Raw genomic sequence first — 17,806 nt, 5'->3', positions numbered from 1 at the left:
TAAAGTCAGGGGAGCATGGCCGCAATCTCGTCGGCGCATGCGCGCACTTCCACTGCGGCGAGGCGAGCGCCGCGGTCGTTCATTTGCAGAACTGTCTGGCCGAGTGCCATTGCCTGCTTGTATGCCTCACGTGTGGGAATCTGCGTTCTGAGCAGTGGGAAACCGAGTTCTTCAAGGGCGCGCTTCAACTCGCGAGTCAGCATGCGCTTTTCTTCGGTCTTGTTCAGCAGGAATACGGCACGCAGATCTTCGTTCATGACCTGGGCCTGCTGGATGAGCTTCACGAGGCCAACGCTCGACCAGTAATCGGCGGGAGAGGACGAAGTCGGAATGACGGCAACAGTAGCGGCCAGCAGCACCACGCCGGAGACCTTCTCAGTGATCGACGGCGGGCAGTCCACCACGATCACGTCGTAGTCGTTGACGAACTTCTTGATCTCCCGGTGAATCTGGCCACCGGCTTCGGAGAGATTGACGACCGGGAACGGGATACCCGTGTCGCCATCGGCTGACGCACTGGCCCAATGGACCAACGTGTTTTGACCATCGGCATCCACAACCAGCACCCGCTTCCCCTTCTCGTGGAAGGCCGCGCCGAGATGCATCGCGATCGTGCTCTTACCGACCCCGCCCTTTTGTTGCGTGACTGCGATTATCTCTGCTGCCAATTGGTATTCTCCTTTTTGCTATTAGCATGGGATTTTACCTGGAATGTTTTTCAGTTCAATGATTTTTGGTGTAATTCGCAACTGAATTAGCCATTCGGACAAGGTTTATGCGCATAAAGCTCGTGCGAAGGTCAGTGGATGCCGCATCGCGGTCGCTTTGGGTTATGAAGCCCCATCGATCACGCGCTAGATGCATGGCGGACCTGGGAGGAATACTCGTGCACTCAAAGACGACCGCACGCAGGTCACCGCTCTTTATGCGCATAAAGTCAGTCCCTATCCCCCTATCGCATCTCGCCCCTCACAAGCGCGCGACCGGAAGATCTCACCGCGAATCCCAAGTGCAGCCACATGGCTGCAATACGTGTTAAAGGCGTCAGGCCTTCGTCGACTGAGGCTTCATACGTCTACCCGCCCACCCTCGGTAAAATCACAGCGAATCCACGGCGTCACCGAGGCACACCCACTACTCCCCTCTCGTACAGCAGACCCCATGATCACGATCTACCATAACCCCCGCTGCTCCAAATCCCGCGCGGCTTGCGAACTGGTGTCCACCTCGAAGGCGAATGAGTCTGTCGAGGTGATTGAATACCTGAAGCAGCCGCTCACCGTCGACCAACTGAAGGCGCTGCACGCGATGCTGGGCGGCCCGCTGCTCGACATGATCCGCACTGGCGAAACCGAGTACTCAGAGCTTGGTCTGGATGCGCCTGGTGTGACAGATGATCAGTTATACGAAGCAATTGTGCGGCATCCGATTCTGCTTCAACGACCCATCGTCGTACGCGACGGACGCGCCGTGATCGGCCGCCCAACTGAAAACGTCGCAGCGTTGCTCGGTTGAAATCGCCGGTTCGCTCACGCACGACAAGCGGGCGAAAACGCGAGCGTAGGAGCCAGCGTGCAAGGGCGAGACGCAATCAACGCCATGCACGCACCGGAATTGCACATTTGCTAACCTGCAGACGAATCCCACGCGAGGCCCGTATCTACCGGCCCTTCGCGCAAGTTGTCCACAAGCTTATCGACAAAAACTGTGGATAAAATCGCGCCACCCCTGGTTATCCACAGCGGTGCACGGCGCGTGGCCAGGCGCGCGCGCATCGCGAGAACTCGCGCGCGTCTATGATGATGTTTCCTTTCACTGCGCTTCGCGCGCACCTCCGAGGAAACCGAAATGGCTTACAAGATCGCAGTTGTGGTCGGCAGTCTGCGCAAGGAATCATTCAACCGGCAACTCGCGCACGCGGTGACGTCGCTGGCCCCCGCGGATTTCACTTTCGAGTATCTCGACATCGGCGTGCTGCCGCTCTACAGCCAGGAATACGACGCAGACTATCCCGAGGTGGCGCGCCGTTTCAAGCAACAGATCGAAGCCGCCGACGGGCTGCTCTTTGTCACGCCCGAATACAACCGCTCGATTCCGGGTGGGCTGAAAAACGCGCTCGACTGGGGTTCGCGGCCGTGGGGCACGAATTCGTGGCGCGGCAAGCCGGGCGCGGTGCTCGGCACGTCGCTGGGAGCGACCGGCACGGCGCTCGCGCAACAACATCTGCGCAACGTCCTCGCCTATCTCGACGTCGCCGTGCTCGGTCAGCCCGAGATGTTCATCAAGCACGACGCGAGCCGCATCAACGAGAAGGGCGAGATCGTCAGCGAGGACACGCGCAAGTTCCTGCAGGGCTTCGTTGACACGTACGTGGCCTGGGTCAAGCGCCAGCTTGGCCGCTGACGCCTGATCACACCAAACGTACCTCACACGCCGTATTGCGTGGGCGGCCTCAATGTAACGTGCGACGCTGCCCCGGCATGTCCTTGTCGTGCTCGGGCGTGTCTTCCTCGTACTCGAGGAATTCGTCCGGAATCTGCGGCGCGGCGCCAGCGGCGGGTCGCGTCGCTTCGGGCGCGGCTGGAACATCCACATGATGCGCGCCCATCACCGCTCCGGCGCCGGGCGCACTCGCAGAAGTGAGCACGGTCGCCTCGGCCTCGCTCGTCGGCCGCAGCGGTTCGGCGGTGGGGGCGAACGTAGGCTCGTCAGCGGTTTGTCTGCGCGCTGCTTCCGTTTGCGCCGCTCGGCGGCGCAGGGCGTCGGCGAACTCGGAGAGCCCCAGTTCATCGAGCGCCGAGTGCTCGCGCGCGACGGGACTGTCCGTCGCCGGCCACGCCCACGGTGTGCCGCGTAGCGCGACGTCCGTCGCGTGCTCCTCGCGCAGTGTTTCGTACGCGAGATTGGCGTGCGCCTCGTCGCTCACATGCACGCCGATGCGCACCGGCTCGCCCGGCGGCGGCGTCATGCCGGTCTGGGCCTCGGTGGTTCGGCGCACGTCGCCCGTCGTCGAGAAAAAACCTCCCACGAGCCGCTCGATGCCAGCCAGCACGCCCTCAGTGCGCGCCGGCAGGTCGATGTCGCCCGCCGCGAAGCCGCGTTGCAGCAGCGCGTCCTGCGCGTGACGTGCTTCGTCGTAGGTTGGGAAAACGCCGGTCACGGTTTGTTTCATGGCAGCCTCCTTCGCCAGATGGCGACGCCCGCTCACATCATGCGCCGATTGTGCATGGATGGTGCATCGGTCGGCGCATGCTGGGCGTGACGTCTAACCGCCTGATTCTGCGGGTCGCGCTGCCTGCCGCAAGCCTCGTGCCGCGAGGCGGGTCACGCGTGTCCGGTCATGCCCGCGGGCTCTGGAGTGTCGTGTCGTGCTCGCGCTTTGCACGCGCCTGGCGGTCCTCGCGAATCGCCTCGAGCATTTTCTCCAGCAACGCGATGTCGAACGGCTTCGACAGTACACGCACATCGGCATTGCGCGTGCGCTCCAGCTCCTCCGCGTAACCCGTCACGAGGATCACGGGTAGCTCCGGCTCGAGCCCCTGCAGCGCCTCGGCCAGATCGATGCCGTTCATCGTCCCCGGCATGTGGATGTCGGAAAGCACGAGGTCGAAGCGCGGCGCGTGCTCACCCTCGGCAAGCGGCGCTTCGACGCGCTGCAGCGCGCTCGCGGCGTCGCTTGCGCAAGTCACGCGGTGGCCCATCATCTGCAGGAGTGCCTCGGTGCCGGCCGCGACTTCGTCGTTGTCCTCCACGAGCAGCACGTTCAGCCCATGCTGGACCTGGGCGCTCTCCTCGCGCGGCTCGCCCGGACGCTGCGCGGGCGGTTCGGCGAGCGAGCGCGGCAAATACAGATGCACTGTTGTGCCCGCGCCGATTGCGCTGTCGATCGCGGCGAGGCCGCCGGTGCGCTCGCAGAACGCAAACACTTGCGGGAGTCCGAGCCCGGTGCCCGTGCCCTTCGATTTGGTCGTGTAGAGCGGCTCGAACGCGCGCGCGAGCACGTCCGGCGGCATGCCTGTGCCGGTGTCTTCGAGCATGATGTGCACGAAGTCGCCGTCGAGCGGGAAACCTTCGTCCGGCCGGAAGCTGATGTTGCGCGCACGCACGGTGAAGCGGCCGCCATTGGGCATCGCGTCGCGCGCATTCACGGCCAGATTGATCAGTGCAAGCTCGAATTCGGCCACATCGACGAGCACGGGCCACACATCGTCATCGACTTCGACGACGAGCGACACCTTCGCGCCCAGCGACGCGCGCAACAACTCGCGGGCCGCCGGCAGCCAGCGCCCCACATGGATCGTCTCGTTGCGCAGCGGCTGCTTGCGCGCCACGCCGAGCAGCTGGCGCGTAAGCGACTGGCCGCTCTTGAGCGCGCGCTCGACCGCGGAGAGTTCGCGCTCGAAGCCCGCCGCGCCGCGCCGCCGCGCAATCTGCACGTTGGCCGACACGATCATCAGCAGGTTGTTGAAATCGTGCGCGACGCTGCCCACGAGGTTGCCGAGCGCTTCCATCTTGCGCGATTGCCGGTAGGCGGACTCGATCGAGCGGCGCATCGAGGCTTCGGCCTGCCAGCGCTCCCACGCCTCCTCTTCGGCGGCGAGTCGGCGCAGCGAAAGCCAGATCACGCACCACAGCGCGATCGACGGCGTGAACATCGAGATGATGAGCACGCTCAGGTGCCGGTACCAGGCCGCCCAGATCGCCGGCGTGCGATACGCGCAGGTCACGTAGACCGGGTACGCGCCCACGCGCCGGAACGCGAGGATCACGTTGCTGTCGAGCAGCGTGGAATGCATGCGCACGACGCCGGACTCCGTGCCACGCATGAGCGCGGCGCCGAGCGGCGAGCGCGGCGTGATGACCGACGCGTCGGCGCGCGGCGGCGGATCGAAGGCGAGGATCGTGCCGTCGCTGCGCACGAGGCCGAGCGACATCGGCGAATCGGGGCCGAGCAGGTCGCGGTAGAACGAGCTGAAATAGCCGGGGCGCAAGGCGACCGAGACGAGACCCGCGAACTCGCCGGCGTCGTTCAGGCGCGCCACGCCCATGTTGAACACGGTCTCGCCGCTCACCTGGCCCTGCATCACGCGCGAGACGTGGTCGATCACGCGGCCGTCGCGGATGCCGGTGAAGTCGTCGCGCGCGGCAATCGACACCGGCGGTGGCGGCGAGTAGCGGCTGCTCGCGAGCAGATCGCCGTCGCCCCCGAAAATCGACACGGCGGCCACTTGCGGGTATCCGCCGCCGATCGCGTCGAGTTTTTCGTGGATCTGCGCCTCGCTGGCGCGGATGCCCTCGTCGTTCAGGCCGCGCACGAGGTCGACCACGCGCGCGTCGAGCGCCTCGTTCATGTCGAACACCTTGAGTGCATGCTCTTCGGCCACGCGCACGGTGCGCAGCGTGGTGTCGGTGGCGTCGGCTTCGCGCGCGCGCAGGTCGTTGTACGCCATGGCGGCCACGTAGAGGCACGGCAGCACGATCGCCGCGACGAGCAGCGCGAGCAGCGTGCGCCGGCGCACCGTGAAGTCGTGACCCGGCGCGGCCGGAAACGGCGTGTCGTCGGCGGGGGGCGGCAGGGAGGGGCGTTCGTCTGGCCGCTCGGGCCGGTCAGCAATCATCGTACGGAAAAACAGGGAAAAGACGGCTGGGCATGCGACATGATAAACGACCGCGATGACGCCCCGACGGCCAGCGGATCCCCGGCGTGCTGCAAGAATCGGCTGGCAAGCGCGCTGCCCAGGGGGTTTCCTCTCGCTTCATGCCGAATTCGCGAAAATCGGCGAAGCGCAAACGTACCACAAAGGGATAATCGACGTCCTTCATTTAAGGGATTGATCATTTATTTCCATAAATTAGTCGAAATGAGTCGATTTTGTTCGTTGATTGATTAACGGCGAGTTGCATTTGATTCAATTTGATTCGAGAATCGCGGACACGAGATAAATAACGCATTCGCATGTGAGCCATGCCAGCCGACCAGGCGCATGGCCATGCTACGGGGTGGCTGCAGGCATGCAGACGAGGGCCTTCATGACCGGCGCACGGGTTGCCGGTATCCATTGGGCGGCGGCGGAGCGATGGCGCGGCCATGCGCCTTGCGCCGACATGCCAGCGCGCGGATCCGTTCATGCGTTATGCATTATTCGGCGGGTTCGCAATTTTCTTTGAAGTTTTCCCTAAAGTAATTGCCCGTGCCGCCGTTAATCCGTCGAAACGCACTCCGTCCAACGCACACTCATTCAGCATATCCATGTCCTTGCCCATCGTGATCGCCGATGACTCGCTGTTAGCCCGCAAGGTGCTCACGAAGGCGCTGCCCGAGGACTGGGACGTTTCGATTTCGTACGCGGCGAACGGGCACGAAGCGCTTGCGCATTACCGCGCCGGCCGTGCGGCTGTCATGTTCCTCGACCTCACGATGCCCGACATGACGGGCTTCCAGGTCCTCGAAGCGTTGCAGCACGAAGACCTCAACACGTTCGTGATCGTCGTTTCAGCGGACGTCCAGCCTCGTGCCCGTGAGCGCGTGCAGGCGCTCGGCGCGGCGGCGTTCGTCGCAAAGCCGGTAACCCAGGAGGCGCTGCTGCCCATCCTGAAGGAGTACGGGTTGTATGCCTGATCGAGTGTTCACGGAACTCCAGCGCGACGCGCTCCAGGAGATCGCCAATCTCGGCATGGGGCAGGCAGCGACGCGACTGTCGGGGCTGCTCAACGCCTTCATTGAACTTTCGGTGCCGCGCGTGCGCGTGGTCGCCGTATCCGAGGCCGCGGCGGCGCTGCGCGAGATGACCGGCATCGACGGTCCGGTCGCGGCCGTGCGCCAGGGCTTTCGCTCGGAGATCAAGGGCGAGGCGCTGGTGATCTGCCGCAGCGGCGAGATCGCCGAGCTGGGGAGCCTTGTCGGCGGCCCCTACGCCACGATCGGCGACGACGCGCTCACCGAAGAAGAACTGATGTTCGACGTCGCCAACGCGCTCACGGGCGCGTGTGTCTCGTCGATGCTCGACCAGCTCGGGCGCATGCCGGTGTTTTCGCAGCCGGGTCTTCTCGGCGAGGCGATCATGCTCGACGAGGTGTTCCAGCCCGGCCTGCTCGCCTGGGACGTCGCGCTGCTCGTCGAAGTCAATTTCGCGCTGGAAGACCAGCGCTTTCGCGCCCACCTCGTCATGCTGATGGCCGAGGAGTCGATCCATGTCGTGAGCCGGGCCATCGACGCGTTGTTGCATAGCCTATGAACGAGCCATCCGGATTGCCATCGCTATCGGACCTCGTTGTCGAACGGGTGGGTTTCGGCATTTTCGTGGTCGATCGCGACATGAACGTGCTGAGCTGGAACCGCTTCATGCAGGACCACAGCGGTGTCACGGCCGAGGACGTGATCGGCCGCTCCATCTTCGAACGCTTCCCCGATCTGCCGCGCGCGTGGCTCACGCGCAAGGTCGAGAGCGTGTTCCAGCTGGGCAGCTTCGCGTTCAGCTCGTGGGAGCAGCGCCCGTATCTGTTCCAGTTCGACCACGACCGGCCGATCACGGGCGGTGTGGACTACATGCAGCAGGACTGCACCTTCATGCCGCTCATGCGCGGGCGTGACGTGATCGCCGTGTGCGTGACCCTCTCGGATGTCACGCACGTGAGCGTCATGCAGCGCGAGCGCGAGGAGGCCGTGGCCAAGCTGCGCGAATACGCCGATCGCGACGGCCTGACCGGCATTGCGAACCGCCGCTATTTCGAAACACGCCTCGCCGACGAATTCCTGCGCTGGCAGCGCTATGGCGGCGAGCTTTCGATGCTGCTGTTCGACCTCGACCACTTCAAGCGCATCAACGACGAATTCGGCCACGTGGCCGGCGACACGGTGCTGCGCTCGATGGCGCAGCGCGTGTCGGGCGTCGTGCGCAAGCAGGATGTGTTCGGGCGCTTCGGCGGCGAGGAATTCGCGTTGCTGTTGCCGTGCACGCCGCTGGACGACGCGCTCTATGTGGCGGAGAAGATTCGCCGCACGATCGGCGACGAGCCGATCGAGGTGCAAGGCGTGATCGTGCCCGTGACGGCCAGCGTGGGCGCCGCCACCGCGCGCACGGGGGCGCCCGACTACGAAGGCATGATCAACGAGGCGGACGCCGCCCTCTACACCGCGAAACGCCAGGGGCGCAACCGCTCGGTCGCGCTGGCCTGAGACTTGCCCGGGCCGCAGGCGGCTGCGGCCTCGATCCGTCTCATCGCCCCGTGCTTCGGGGTACGCACTCGCATGCTATGCGCCCCGACTCAACTGCGGCGCCCCTCAAAGGTTGATATACTTTTGCCCGTTTCCGGCCTTGCGCGCCCCCTGGCGGGCAATTTTAGGGTCGGGTGCCTCGCGCGTGTCCGCGCGCGCGGGCGACCCGCGGCAATGCGGGCCCGAATAGAGTCGAACGCCCGTTGAGGGCGCCCCCAGCGGAGATCGTCTTGGCTGTTTCCAATCTCGTCGTGGACGATACACAACAAACCGACGCCGCCGCCGCTTCGTCGGGCAGCTCGTTTTATCTGGCGATGCGGATCCTGCCTCCTGCGCAGCGCGACGCCATGTATCAGGTCTACGCCTTTTGCCGCGCTGTCGACGACATCGCGGACAGCGACCTGCCGCGCGCCGAGCGTGCGGCGGGGCTCGATCAATGGCGCGCCGACATCGATGCGTGCTATGCCGGCACGCCGCGCGCCTCGCTCGCGGCGCTCACGCGTCACATCCATACGTTCGGGCTTCAGCGCGAAGACTTCCACGCGATGATCGACGGCATGGCCATGGACGCCGCCGAGGACATCTGCGCGCCCGACGAGGACACGCTCGACCTGTACTGCGACCGCGTGGCGAGCGCCGCGGGCCGCCTGTCGGTGAGAATTTTCGGGATGCAGGAGGAGCCGGGCCGCTTGCTGTCGCACCATCTGGGGCGCGCGCTGCAGCTCACCAACATCCTGCGCGACATCGACGAAGACGCGGACATCAACCGCTGCTACCTGCCGCGCGAGCTGCTCGCGCGCGAAGGCATTGCGGCGGGCAATCCGCACACGATTGCCGCCGACCCGTCGCTGCCGCGCGTGTGCGAGACGCTCGTGCAACGCGCCCGCGCGCACTTCGCGCAAGCCGACGCGATCATGGACGCCGCGCCCCGTGCGCAGGTGAAAGCGCCGCGCATCATGTCGGGCGTCTACCGCGTGCTGCTCGAGCGCACCGTGGATCGCGGCTTTGACTTGCCGCGCACGAAAGTCAGCAAGCCGCGCGCACGGCTGATGTGGATCGTGGCGCGTTACGCGCTGTTCTGATGCCGCGGCTAGTCCACGTCATCGGCGCTGGGCTTGCGGGCCTCGCGACGGCCGTGCGGCTTCAGCGGCGCGGCGTGCAGGTGGCGCTCTACGAGGCCGCCGGCCAGGCAGGTGGACGCTGCCGCTCGTACTACGACCGCACGCTTTCGGCGACGCTCGATACGGGCAACCATCTGGTGCTGGCGGGTCATGCGCGCACACTCGAATACGTGCGCACGATCGGCGCCGGCGACGCGCTTTCCGGCCCCACCGAGCCCGGCTTCGCGTTCATGGATATCGCGGCGCGCTCGCGCTGGACGGTGCGCTTCTCGCGCTCGCGCATGCCGTTCTGGATTGGCGACGCGCGCTCGCGCGTGCCGGGTACGCGCGCCGCTGACTATCTGGGGCTGCTGCCGCTCCTGTTCGCCAAGCCAGGCCGCACGATGGCGCAGACCATGCGCTGCGAAGGCGTGCTGTGGGACCGGCTGCTGCACCCGTTTTTTCTCACGGCGCTCAATGTCGAGCCGCGCGTGGGCAGCGCGGAACTGGCGGGCGCCATGCTGCGCGAGTCGCTCGCAGCGGGCGGCGAGTCGTTCCGGCCGCTGGCGGCGCGCGGCGGACTTTCGAGCGCGTTCGTCGATCCGGCCTTGCGCATGCTTCAGCACGGCGGCGCGGCGATTCGCCTTGACTCTCCGCTCAGGGAGATCGTGTACGACGACGCGGCGGCCCGTGTCGCCGCACTCGATTTTCCAGACGGGCGTATAACGCTCGCTCACGACGAAGCCGTGGTGCTGGCCGTGCCCGGCGCGGCCGCCGCCGCGCTCGTGCCGGCGCTGCAGACGCCGCAGCGCCACAATGCGATCGTCACGGTGCACTACGCCGTGCCGGCGCCGCCGGGCCTCGTCACGCCGATGGCGCTCGTCAACGGCACGGCCCACTGGCTGTGCACGGCCGAAGGGCGACTCTCGGCGACGATCCACGACGCGCACGACGTGCTCGACCTCGATCCCGAGGTCATCGCGCGCCGCGTGTGGGCCGACGTGGCCGAGGCGGCTTCGCTGCCGCTCGAGCCGCTGCCCGCCTGGCGCGTGTGCGCCGATGCGCGCGCGACTTTCGCCGCGGTGCCCGACGAAGAGTGGCGCCGCCCCGCGACGCGCACGCGCTGGAACAATCTGATGCTTGCAGGCGACTGGACGGCTACCGGTCTGCCCGCGACGATCGAAGGAGCGATCCGCTCGGGCCGCAAGGCCGCCGAGCTGCTCCTGACCGAAAATTTGGAACGTAGATGAACGATTTGTCCCAAGCCACGCCGACCGAAGACCTCGTCAGCCCCCTCACGGGCGCTGACGTTGCCGACGCGCCGGCCGTGGCGATGCCCGCTCCCACGTTTGCCGGTGAGACGGCCGCTCCGGTCGCCGCACCGCTGGTCCCGCTCGCATCGCTCGACGCCGCCGTCGCGCGCGCGACCGACGCGATCCTCGCCGACCAGCGTGCCGACGGCCATTGGGTCTACGAACTCGAAGCGGACGCGACGATTCCGGCCGAATACGTGCTGCTCGTGCATTACCTCGGCGAAGAAGCGAACCTCGAGCTCGAACAGAAGATCGCGCGCTACCTGCGCCGCATCCAGTTGCCGGAAGGCGGCTGGCCGCTCTTCACCGACGGCGCCATGGACGTGAGCGCGAGCGTGAAGGCTTACTTCGCACTCAAGATGATCGGCGACGCGGAAGACGCCGAGCACATGGTGCGTGCACGCGAGGCGATTCTCGCGGCGGGCGGCGCGGAGCAGGTCAACGTGTTCACGCGCATCCTGCTCGCGCTCTTTGGCGTGGTGACATGGTACGCAGTCCCGATGATGCCCGTCGAGATCACGTTGCTGCCGCAGTGGTTCCCGTTCCATCTTTCGAAGGTGTCGTACTGGGCGCGCACGGTGATCGTGCCGCTGCTCGTGCTGGGCGCGAAGCGCCCGGTCGCGCGCAACCCGCGCGGCGTGCGCATCGACGAGCTGTTCTGCGGCGCGCCCGTGAGCGTGGGCCTGAACGCCCGCTCCCCGCATCAAAGCAAGGGCTGGTTTGGCTTCTTCCGCGCCGTGGACGGCGTGCTGCGCGTGACCGATCCGCTCTTTCCGAATTACCTGCGCCAACGCGCGATCGACGCCGCGGTGGCGTTCGTGGACGAGCGGCTGAATGGCGAGGACGGTCTGGGCGCGATCTTCCCGGCCATGGCCAACGCCGTGATGATGTACGACGTGCTCGGCTATCCTGCCGATCATCCGCATCGCGCCATCGCGCGCCAGTCGCTCGAAAAGCTCGTGACGGTTCACACCGAGGAAGCGTACGTCCAGCCCTGCCTTTCGCCGGTGTGGGACACGTCGCTTGCGGCGCACGCGTTGCTGGAGACTGGCGAGGCGCGCGCCGAGGAAGCCGCGCGCCGCGGCCTCGAATGGCTGCGTCCGCTGCAGATTCTCGACGTGCGCGGCGACTGGATCTCGCGCCGTGAGGCGGTGCGTCCGGGCGGCTGGGCGTTCCAGTATGCCAACCCGCACTACCCCGACGTCGACGACACGGCCGTGGTCGTGGCCGCGATGGACCGCGTGGACAAGCTCGACAACACGAAGGCCTACGACGCCCCCATCGCCCGTGCGCGCGAATGGGTGGTCGGCATGCAGAGCAGCAACGGCGGCTGGGGCGCATTCGAGCCGGAAAACACCCAGTACTACCTGAACAACATCCCGTTCTCGGACCACGGCGCATTGCTCGATCCGCCGACCGCCGACGTCTCGGGCCGCTGCCTCTCGATGCTCGCGCAGCTCGGCGAACTGCCGGCCGCGAGCGAGCATGCGCTGCGTGCATACAACTACCTGCTCGACGAGCAGGAGGCCGACGGCAGCTGGTACGGCCGCTGGGGCATGAACTACATCTACGGCACGTGGACGGCGCTGTGTGCGCTCAACGCGGCCGGCCTCGCGCACGACGACCCGCGCATGAAGCGCGCGGTGCAGTGGCTCGTGCAGATCCAGAACGACGACGGCGGCTGGGGCGAAGACGGCACGAGCTACAAGCTCGAATACCGCGGCTACGAGCGCGCGACGAGCACCGCTTCGCAAACGGCGTGGGCGCTGCTCGGCCTGATGGCCGCGGGTGCGGTGGATCATCCGGCGGTCGCGCGCGGTATCGACTATCTGCAGAATACGCAGCAGGTCCACGGCCTCTGGGACGAAACGCGCTTCACGGCTACGGGCTTTCCGCGCGTGTTCTATCTGCGCTACCACGGCTATCGCAAGTTCTTTCCGCTGTGGGCGCTCGCGCGCTACCGCAACCTCAAGCGCGCGGGCGTGACGCGCGTCACGGTCGGTCTGTGAGCGCGGCGGCTGGTGTCAAGGCGCGCGCCTTGCCTGTGATCGCGGTGGCGGGCATGGCCTTCGAGGCGGGCATTGCCGCGGGTAAAGGCCAGGACGGCGTGCGCGCCGTCTACGCCGCGCGCGCGGATCTGCTACAGAGCGCACTCGCGGCGGCGCTCAAGGACGGTGCGGCCGGCATCGTCAGCTTCGGCACGGCGGGCGGTCTTGCGCCCGATCTCGAGCCGGGCACCCTGGTGATCGCGCAAGCGATCGACGGCCCGTTCGGGCGCGTCGCGACCGATCCCGCCTGGAGCGCGCGCATGGCCGACGCGTTGATGGCCTCGCCGCTCGCGGCGAAAACCCGGCGCGGCGTGGAGGCAGCCGTTGCCGCGCCGCTTACCGGCGCGGCGGACAAGGCGGCGCTGTTCGGCGCGTGCGGGGCGCTCGCCGTCGACATGGAGTCGCATCTGGCAGCGGCAGCGGCAGCCGCGCATGGCGTGCCGTTCGCGGTGTGCCGCGCGATTGTCGATCCGGCCTGGCGCAGCTTGCCGAAGGCAGCAATGGCAGGCTTGCGCGAGGACGGCACGACCGCAGTGCTCCCTGTCCTGCGCGAGCTGGCGCGCGACCCGTCGCAACTAGGCGGCCTGCTGCGCGTGGCGGCCGATGCGAAAGCGGCACGCCAGTCGCTCAGCGCCGCGCGGCAGGTGCTGACGGCCAGCGGCGCTTTTTTCCCGGAATGACCTTGGCGGGTTATTGAAATACCTAGGGTAAACCCCTATCTCTGGTAACATCTTAGTGTTAACCCTAGATTCGTTTCCACGAATTGGGGGCGAATCACATTTCGGGGAGTTACCAGCCATGAATTTTCATACTCGCAAGTGGGTCAAGCCTGAAGACCTGAATCCGAACGGCACGTTGTTCGGCGGCAGTCTGCTGCGCTGGATCGACGAAGAAGCGGCGATCTACGCGATCTGCCAGCTCGACAACCAGCGCGTGGTGACCAAGTTCATATCTGAGATCAACTTCGTGAGTTCGGCGCGTCAGGGCGACATCATCGAGCTTGGCATAACGGCCACGGAGTTCGGCCGCACGTCGATCACGCTGCGCGCCGAAGTGCGCAACAAGATCACGCGCAAGAGCATTTTGACGATCGAAAAGATGGTGTTCGTGAACCTCGGCGCGGACGGCGTGCCCGCCCCGCACGGCCGCGAACGCATCCGCTACGCCGACGAAGCGTACGAGCGCTATCGCGAGACCGTGCAGACGTCGGCGGACGCCACGGCGTTGGCGGCGGCAAACGAGGCCGAGCGCCTGGCCGAGAGCGAAGACGCTTCGGTGCACTGAGCGGTATGCACGGATGAATGAAAAACCCGGCAATCTGAAAAGGTTGCCGGGTTTTTTTGCGTTTGCATGCTGCCCGCCAGAAGCAGGCCGTCGCTATACCGGGTTCAGGGCGCCGACGCCGGTGTCGCAGGCACCGCCGTCACACCCGAAGCCGGCGCGGCAGCCGAAGCCGCAACCGGCGCCGATGCCGTAGCCGGTGCGGAAGCGGCCGTACCCGCCGCCGCAGCAGCACCCGCACCGGCGACAGCCGCTGTTGCAGCCGTGCTCCCCTCGCCCGGATCGTCGTAATTCGGCAGACCATTATTTGAAGCGCCAGTCGCGCCAGTGGCAGCACCACCCGCACCGCCCGACTCGCCCGGATCCTCATAATTGGGCGCGCCGTTCTCGTTCGGCTTGCCCTCGCCACCTTCGTCGCCCGGCTCGCCGTAATTGGGCAGCGGCGCATTGTTGCCGGCACGTCCGCCGCGAATCAGCGACTCGCGCTGCTGGCGGTACGCGTCGCGCACGAACGAATACGGGTCGAGCGCCGCCTGCTTGAGCAGGTCGGTTGCGCCGAGCAGGTCCGCCCGCGCGCTGATGAACTGCGCGAGATACATCGGATTGCGCACCGCCGGCTCGAAGTAGTTGATGACGTTGAACTTCACGTCCACGGCCATGCCGATACCGTCGCGCACCGAGCTTGGCCCGAACAGCGGCAGCACGAGATACGGGCCGGCCGGCATCCCGTAGTGGCCCATCGTGAGGCCGAAGTCCTGATGATGCTTGGGCAGCCCCGCTGCCGTCGCGAAGTCGATCAGGCCGCCCAGACCGAAGGTCGTGTTCATCGCGATACGCATGAGATCCTCGACGGCGTCGGTGATCTTCAGCTGCAGCACGTTGTTTGCGAAGTTGTCGACGTCTCCGATGTTCGAGAAGAAGTTCGTGATCGCCTGGCGCAGCGGCTGCGGCGTCACCTTCTGGTAGCCCTTGGCGACCGGCTGCGCAATGTAGGTGTCGAGTTTGTCGTTGAACGTGAAAATCGCGCGATTCGCGGGCTCGAACGGATCGCCCGGCTTGCGGTCGGGGCCCGTGGCGCAACCCGACGTCACGAGGAGCGCCAGGCCCGCCGCCGCCATGGTGAGCGCGGCTTGTTTCTTCTTCATTGATCGATCCCCTGAATTTCAGCTCTCGCGCGTTTTGCGCGCGGTTTGCCCATCAGCACCGGCTGGAACACCACGGCGCCGATCAGCGTACAGAACAAGGACAGCGCGAGCAGCTTGCCCATGCTCGAGGTGCCCGGATGATGCGATAGCCACAGGCTCCCGAACGCCGTGGCCGTGGTCGCGGCGGAAAAGAGCACCGCGTGCGTGAGGCTTGAATGCAGGAGGCCGGTTTGCCCCGCGCGCCAGGCCATCACGAAATAGATTTTGAACGCGACGCCAACGCCGAGCATCAGGGGAAGCGCGATGATGTTCGCGAAATTTAGCTGAATTCCAAACACGACGCACAGTTCGAGCGTAACGAGCGCCGATACCAGCAGAGGAATGAGCGTGCGCAGCACGTCGCCGAAATTGCGCAGCGTGATCCAGAGGAGCGCCGTGATCAGCAGGACCGACCACCCCGCTGCCTGGAAGAACGCGAGGATGATCACGTTCGCCGAGTGCAGGATCGAGATCGGGCCACCGATCGCGTTCGGTTCCGCCGCCTTCACAGCGTGTGCAAAGCGCGCGAGCATCGCGTCGTCGTTGGAATCGACACCGGGCGGCACGCGCGGCGCCACGTCCACGATTGCCTGGCCAGTCGGCGCCACCCAGTCGCGCACCATCTCGGGCGGCAGATTTTCACGCGTGATTTCCGAGGGTTGCAAGAGGCGCGCGAGCTGCGCAAACGCAAGCTTGAGCGTGAGGCTGAAAGCGGTTTCCGCGCGGTCTCGCGTGGCCGGGCTCGCGCTCGCGAGCTTGTTGAGCGAGTCGGACAGATGCTTCGCCTCGGCCGCGCCCGGCCCGGGATGGTCGCTCGCGGCGAGCGAGAGCTGGTTGGCCGCGCGCTTGAGCGTCTGCACACGCACCTCGTCGGTCACGGGCGTGGACGGCTGCTGCGTGAGCGCAGGCAGAAGCTGCTGCGCGGCGCTCGAGATCAGCATGAGCTTTTGCTGCTGATCGTCGGGAATGAGCGTGCTGAGCGTCGTCGCACGCGCCACTTCCGGCAGCTTCGAGAGCCGCGCGGCGATCTTGTCGGCTTCTTCGAGCGACGGCGCGAGCACGCTCACGTCGTTGATCGAGATGACGGGCGAGTCCTTCAGCGCGAGCAGCGTCGCCATCGACTCGGTATGCGGATCCTTCAAATGCAGCGGATTGAAGTCGAAGCGCAGATGCAGCAGCAAGGGCGTCGCGCCCACGATGACGACGAGCGTGGTGAGCAGCACCGGCTTGCGATGCTCGGCGAGCCATTTGTCGACCGGTGCGAGGAACGCGAAGCCAGGCGAGGCGCGCTCGCCCTTCGGGTTGAACACGCGAATGAGCGCAGGCAGCACCGTCATGTTGCAGATGTACGCCACGAACATGCCCACGCCCGCGATCTGTCCGAGTTCCGAGAGGCCCTTGTACGCGGTTGGGAGGAAGGAAAAGAAACTTTCGGCCACGGCGATCGCCGCGAGCGTGAGCGGCACGCCGATGGTGCGCGCGGTCTTGAGGAGCGCGGCGTCGAGCCGCTCGTCCTGAAAGCGCTCCTCGCGATACTTCACGCCGAACTGCACGCCGAAATCGACGCCTAGCCCCACGAACAGCACCATGAACGCGACCGAGAGCATGTTGAACGAGCCGATCATCATGAGGCCGAGCGCGGCCGTGATGACGAGGCCGATCACGAGCGTGATGAGCGTGGCGCCGATCAGCTTGCCCGAGCGCAGTGCGAGCCACAGGATGGCGAGCACGACGATGATCGTGATCACGCCGTTGAGCGCGGCGCCGTCCTGCACCGAGGCGAATTCGTCGTCGGCGAGCGGCTGTTCGCCCGTGAGGCGCACGCGCGCGCCGAATTCGGTGTCGAGATGAAGCGAGGCGGCGGTCTCGCGGATCGCCTGCGCTGCGTTCGCGCCCGCCTTGAGTGCGGCGAAATTGAGCACCGGCTGCACGGTGATGAATGCGAACGCGGGCTTCGTGGCCGAGTCCTTGTCGACGAGCGCGCGCCACGAGAACGCAGCGGGCTTGCCGGCCAGGACGTCGTCGACGACATTGGCGGCGCTGCCCAGCAGGCTTGCCATTTGCGGCAACTTGATCTGGCCGATCGTGAGCGGCAACTGCAGCGTGGTCGTGAGCGTGCCGGCCAGACCCGCGAGGCTCGGGTCCTTCGCGAGCTGGTTCACGAGCGGGCGCGCCTGCACGAGCTGGCCCGTGGTCGAGAGCACGGTGGCGGTGGACGGAAAAAGCAGGCCGTTGTGCTGGAAGAACGGGCCGCCCGCGGGCTGCGAGACGGCGCTGAATTCGCGCGAGTCGGCTTTGAGCGCCTGCGCGAGCTTGTCGGCGGCGGCGTCGGCGAGCTCGGGCGCGTCGGCCTCGACAACCACGAGCAGCGAGCTTGCACGCTGCGGGAACGCCTTGTCCTTGGCTTCGCTCAACGCGGCCCATTCGGCCGTGTTCTCGACGAGACCGCTGACGTCGGTGTTGATCTTGAAATGCCTTGCGACGTACACGCCGCTCAGCACGGCGAGCACGATCGCAAGTGCGATCACCCACGCCGCGCGGCGCACCGACCAGGCGACGAGGCTAATGATGAATGGCTTCAGCATACAGGCGAGGGGGCCCTGTCAATGGGGTTCTTTGACGCGAAACGCACAAGTATACCGGCCCCGCCCGTCCTGGCGCGGCT

At 66.1% G+C, this 17,806-nt stretch carries 15 protein-coding genes; 10 read left to right on the top strand and 5 right to left on the bottom strand.

What is annotated here, in order from left to right:
* Nucleotides 1–5: 5 nt before the first annotated feature.
* Nucleotides 6–668 carry a ParA family partition ATPase gene (gene parA / locus U5A65_RS08570; protein WP_042271984.1) on the bottom strand — a complete coding sequence of 221 codons (663 nt, stop codon included), beginning with the start codon at nt 666–668 and terminating at the stop codon, nt 6–8.
* A gap of 493 nt (nt 669–1,161) precedes the next feature.
* Between parA and arsC the strand changes: the two genes are divergently transcribed.
* Both arsC and U5A65_RS08560 read left to right on the top strand, forming a co-directional pair.
* Nucleotides 1,162–1,515 (top strand): arsenate reductase (glutaredoxin), encoded by a 354-nt coding sequence (gene arsC / locus U5A65_RS08565; protein WP_321946012.1) that lies wholly within the window; start codon nt 1,162–1,164, stop codon nt 1,513–1,515.
* Nucleotides 1,516–1,848: 333 nt separating this feature from the next.
* Nucleotides 1,849–2,403, top strand: a complete 555-nt coding sequence (locus U5A65_RS08560; RefSeq protein WP_321911721.1) for an NAD(P)H-dependent oxidoreductase — start codon at nt 1,849–1,851, stop codon at nt 2,401–2,403.
* A gap of 49 nt (nt 2,404–2,452) precedes the next feature.
* On the opposite strand, the gene U5A65_RS08555 is transcribed toward U5A65_RS08560, so the two are convergent.
* Nucleotides 2,453–3,172, bottom strand: a complete 720-nt coding sequence (locus U5A65_RS08555) for a hypothetical protein (RefSeq protein ID WP_321946011.1) — start codon at nt 3,170–3,172, stop codon at nt 2,453–2,455.
* 166 nt (nt 3,173–3,338) lie between these two features.
* A complete protein-coding gene (locus tag U5A65_RS08550) occupies nt 3,339–5,618 on the bottom strand; it encodes a hybrid sensor histidine kinase/response regulator (protein ID WP_321946010.1) in 2,280 nt (759 codons plus the stop codon).
* Between the two features lie 632 nt (nt 5,619–6,250).
* On the opposite strand from U5A65_RS08550, the gene U5A65_RS08545 reads away from it, so the two are divergent.
* From U5A65_RS08545 to U5A65_RS08510, 8 genes are all read left to right on the top strand, one after another.
* Nucleotides 6,251–6,619, top strand: a complete 369-nt coding sequence (locus U5A65_RS08545) for a response regulator (protein WP_321911715.1) — start codon at nt 6,251–6,253, stop codon at nt 6,617–6,619.
* Nucleotides 6,612–7,235 carry a chemotaxis protein CheC gene (locus U5A65_RS08540; protein WP_110383369.1) on the top strand — a complete coding sequence of 208 codons (624 nt, stop codon included), beginning with the start codon at nt 6,612–6,614 and terminating at the stop codon, nt 7,233–7,235. Before U5A65_RS08545 ends, U5A65_RS08540 begins: the two co-directional genes overlap by 8 nt.
* A complete protein-coding gene (locus U5A65_RS08535; RefSeq protein WP_321911713.1) occupies nt 7,232–8,176 on the top strand; it encodes a diguanylate cyclase in 945 nt (314 codons plus the stop codon). The genes U5A65_RS08540 and U5A65_RS08535 overlap by 4 nt, the downstream gene beginning before the upstream one ends.
* Before the next feature lie 269 nt (nt 8,177–8,445).
* The gene (hpnD, locus tag U5A65_RS08530; RefSeq protein ID WP_321925901.1) at nt 8,446–9,297 is read left to right on the top strand and encodes a presqualene diphosphate synthase HpnD; all 852 of its coding nucleotides are present in this window, start codon (nt 8,446–8,448) and stop codon (nt 9,295–9,297) included.
* Nucleotides 9,297–10,565: a hydroxysqualene dehydroxylase HpnE gene (gene hpnE / locus U5A65_RS08525; protein ID WP_321946009.1), complete on the top strand. Its 1,269-nt coding sequence runs from the start codon at nt 9,297–9,299 to the stop codon at nt 10,563–10,565. The genes hpnD and hpnE overlap by 1 nt, the downstream gene beginning before the upstream one ends.
* Nucleotides 10,562–12,637 carry a squalene--hopene cyclase gene (shc, locus tag U5A65_RS08520; protein WP_321946007.1) on the top strand — a complete coding sequence of 692 codons (2,076 nt, stop codon included), beginning with the start codon at nt 10,562–10,564 and terminating at the stop codon, nt 12,635–12,637. The genes hpnE and shc overlap by 4 nt, the downstream gene beginning before the upstream one ends.
* A gap of 53 nt (nt 12,638–12,690) precedes the next feature.
* Entirely contained in the window at nt 12,691–13,356 is a 666-nt protein-coding gene (locus U5A65_RS08515) for a phosphorylase (protein WP_321946435.1), read from the top strand.
* A gap of 118 nt (nt 13,357–13,474) precedes the next feature.
* The gene (locus U5A65_RS08510) at nt 13,475–13,960 is read left to right on the top strand and encodes an acyl-CoA thioesterase (RefSeq protein WP_321946006.1); all 486 of its coding nucleotides are present in this window, start codon (nt 13,475–13,477) and stop codon (nt 13,958–13,960) included.
* 104 nt (nt 13,961–14,064) lie between these two features.
* On the opposite strand, the gene U5A65_RS08505 is transcribed toward U5A65_RS08510, so the two are convergent.
* Both U5A65_RS08505 and U5A65_RS08500 read right to left on the bottom strand, forming a co-directional pair.
* Nucleotides 14,065–15,102, bottom strand: a complete 1,038-nt coding sequence (locus tag U5A65_RS08505) for a VacJ family lipoprotein (RefSeq protein WP_321934023.1) — start codon at nt 15,100–15,102, stop codon at nt 14,065–14,067.
* Nucleotides 15,099–17,726, bottom strand: a complete 2,628-nt coding sequence (locus tag U5A65_RS08500) for an MMPL family transporter (RefSeq protein ID WP_321911707.1) — start codon at nt 17,724–17,726, stop codon at nt 15,099–15,101. The genes U5A65_RS08505 and U5A65_RS08500 overlap by 4 nt, the downstream gene beginning before the upstream one ends.
* Nucleotides 17,727–17,806: the final 80 nt, after the last annotated feature.

This window comes from Paraburkholderia sp. J10-1, from assembly GCF_905220165.1.
Taxonomy (GTDB): domain Bacteria; phylum Pseudomonadota; class Gammaproteobacteria; order Burkholderiales; family Burkholderiaceae; genus Paraburkholderia.
Note: the sequence above shows the minus strand (reverse complement) of the source record. Positions and strands in the feature narration are given on the sequence as shown.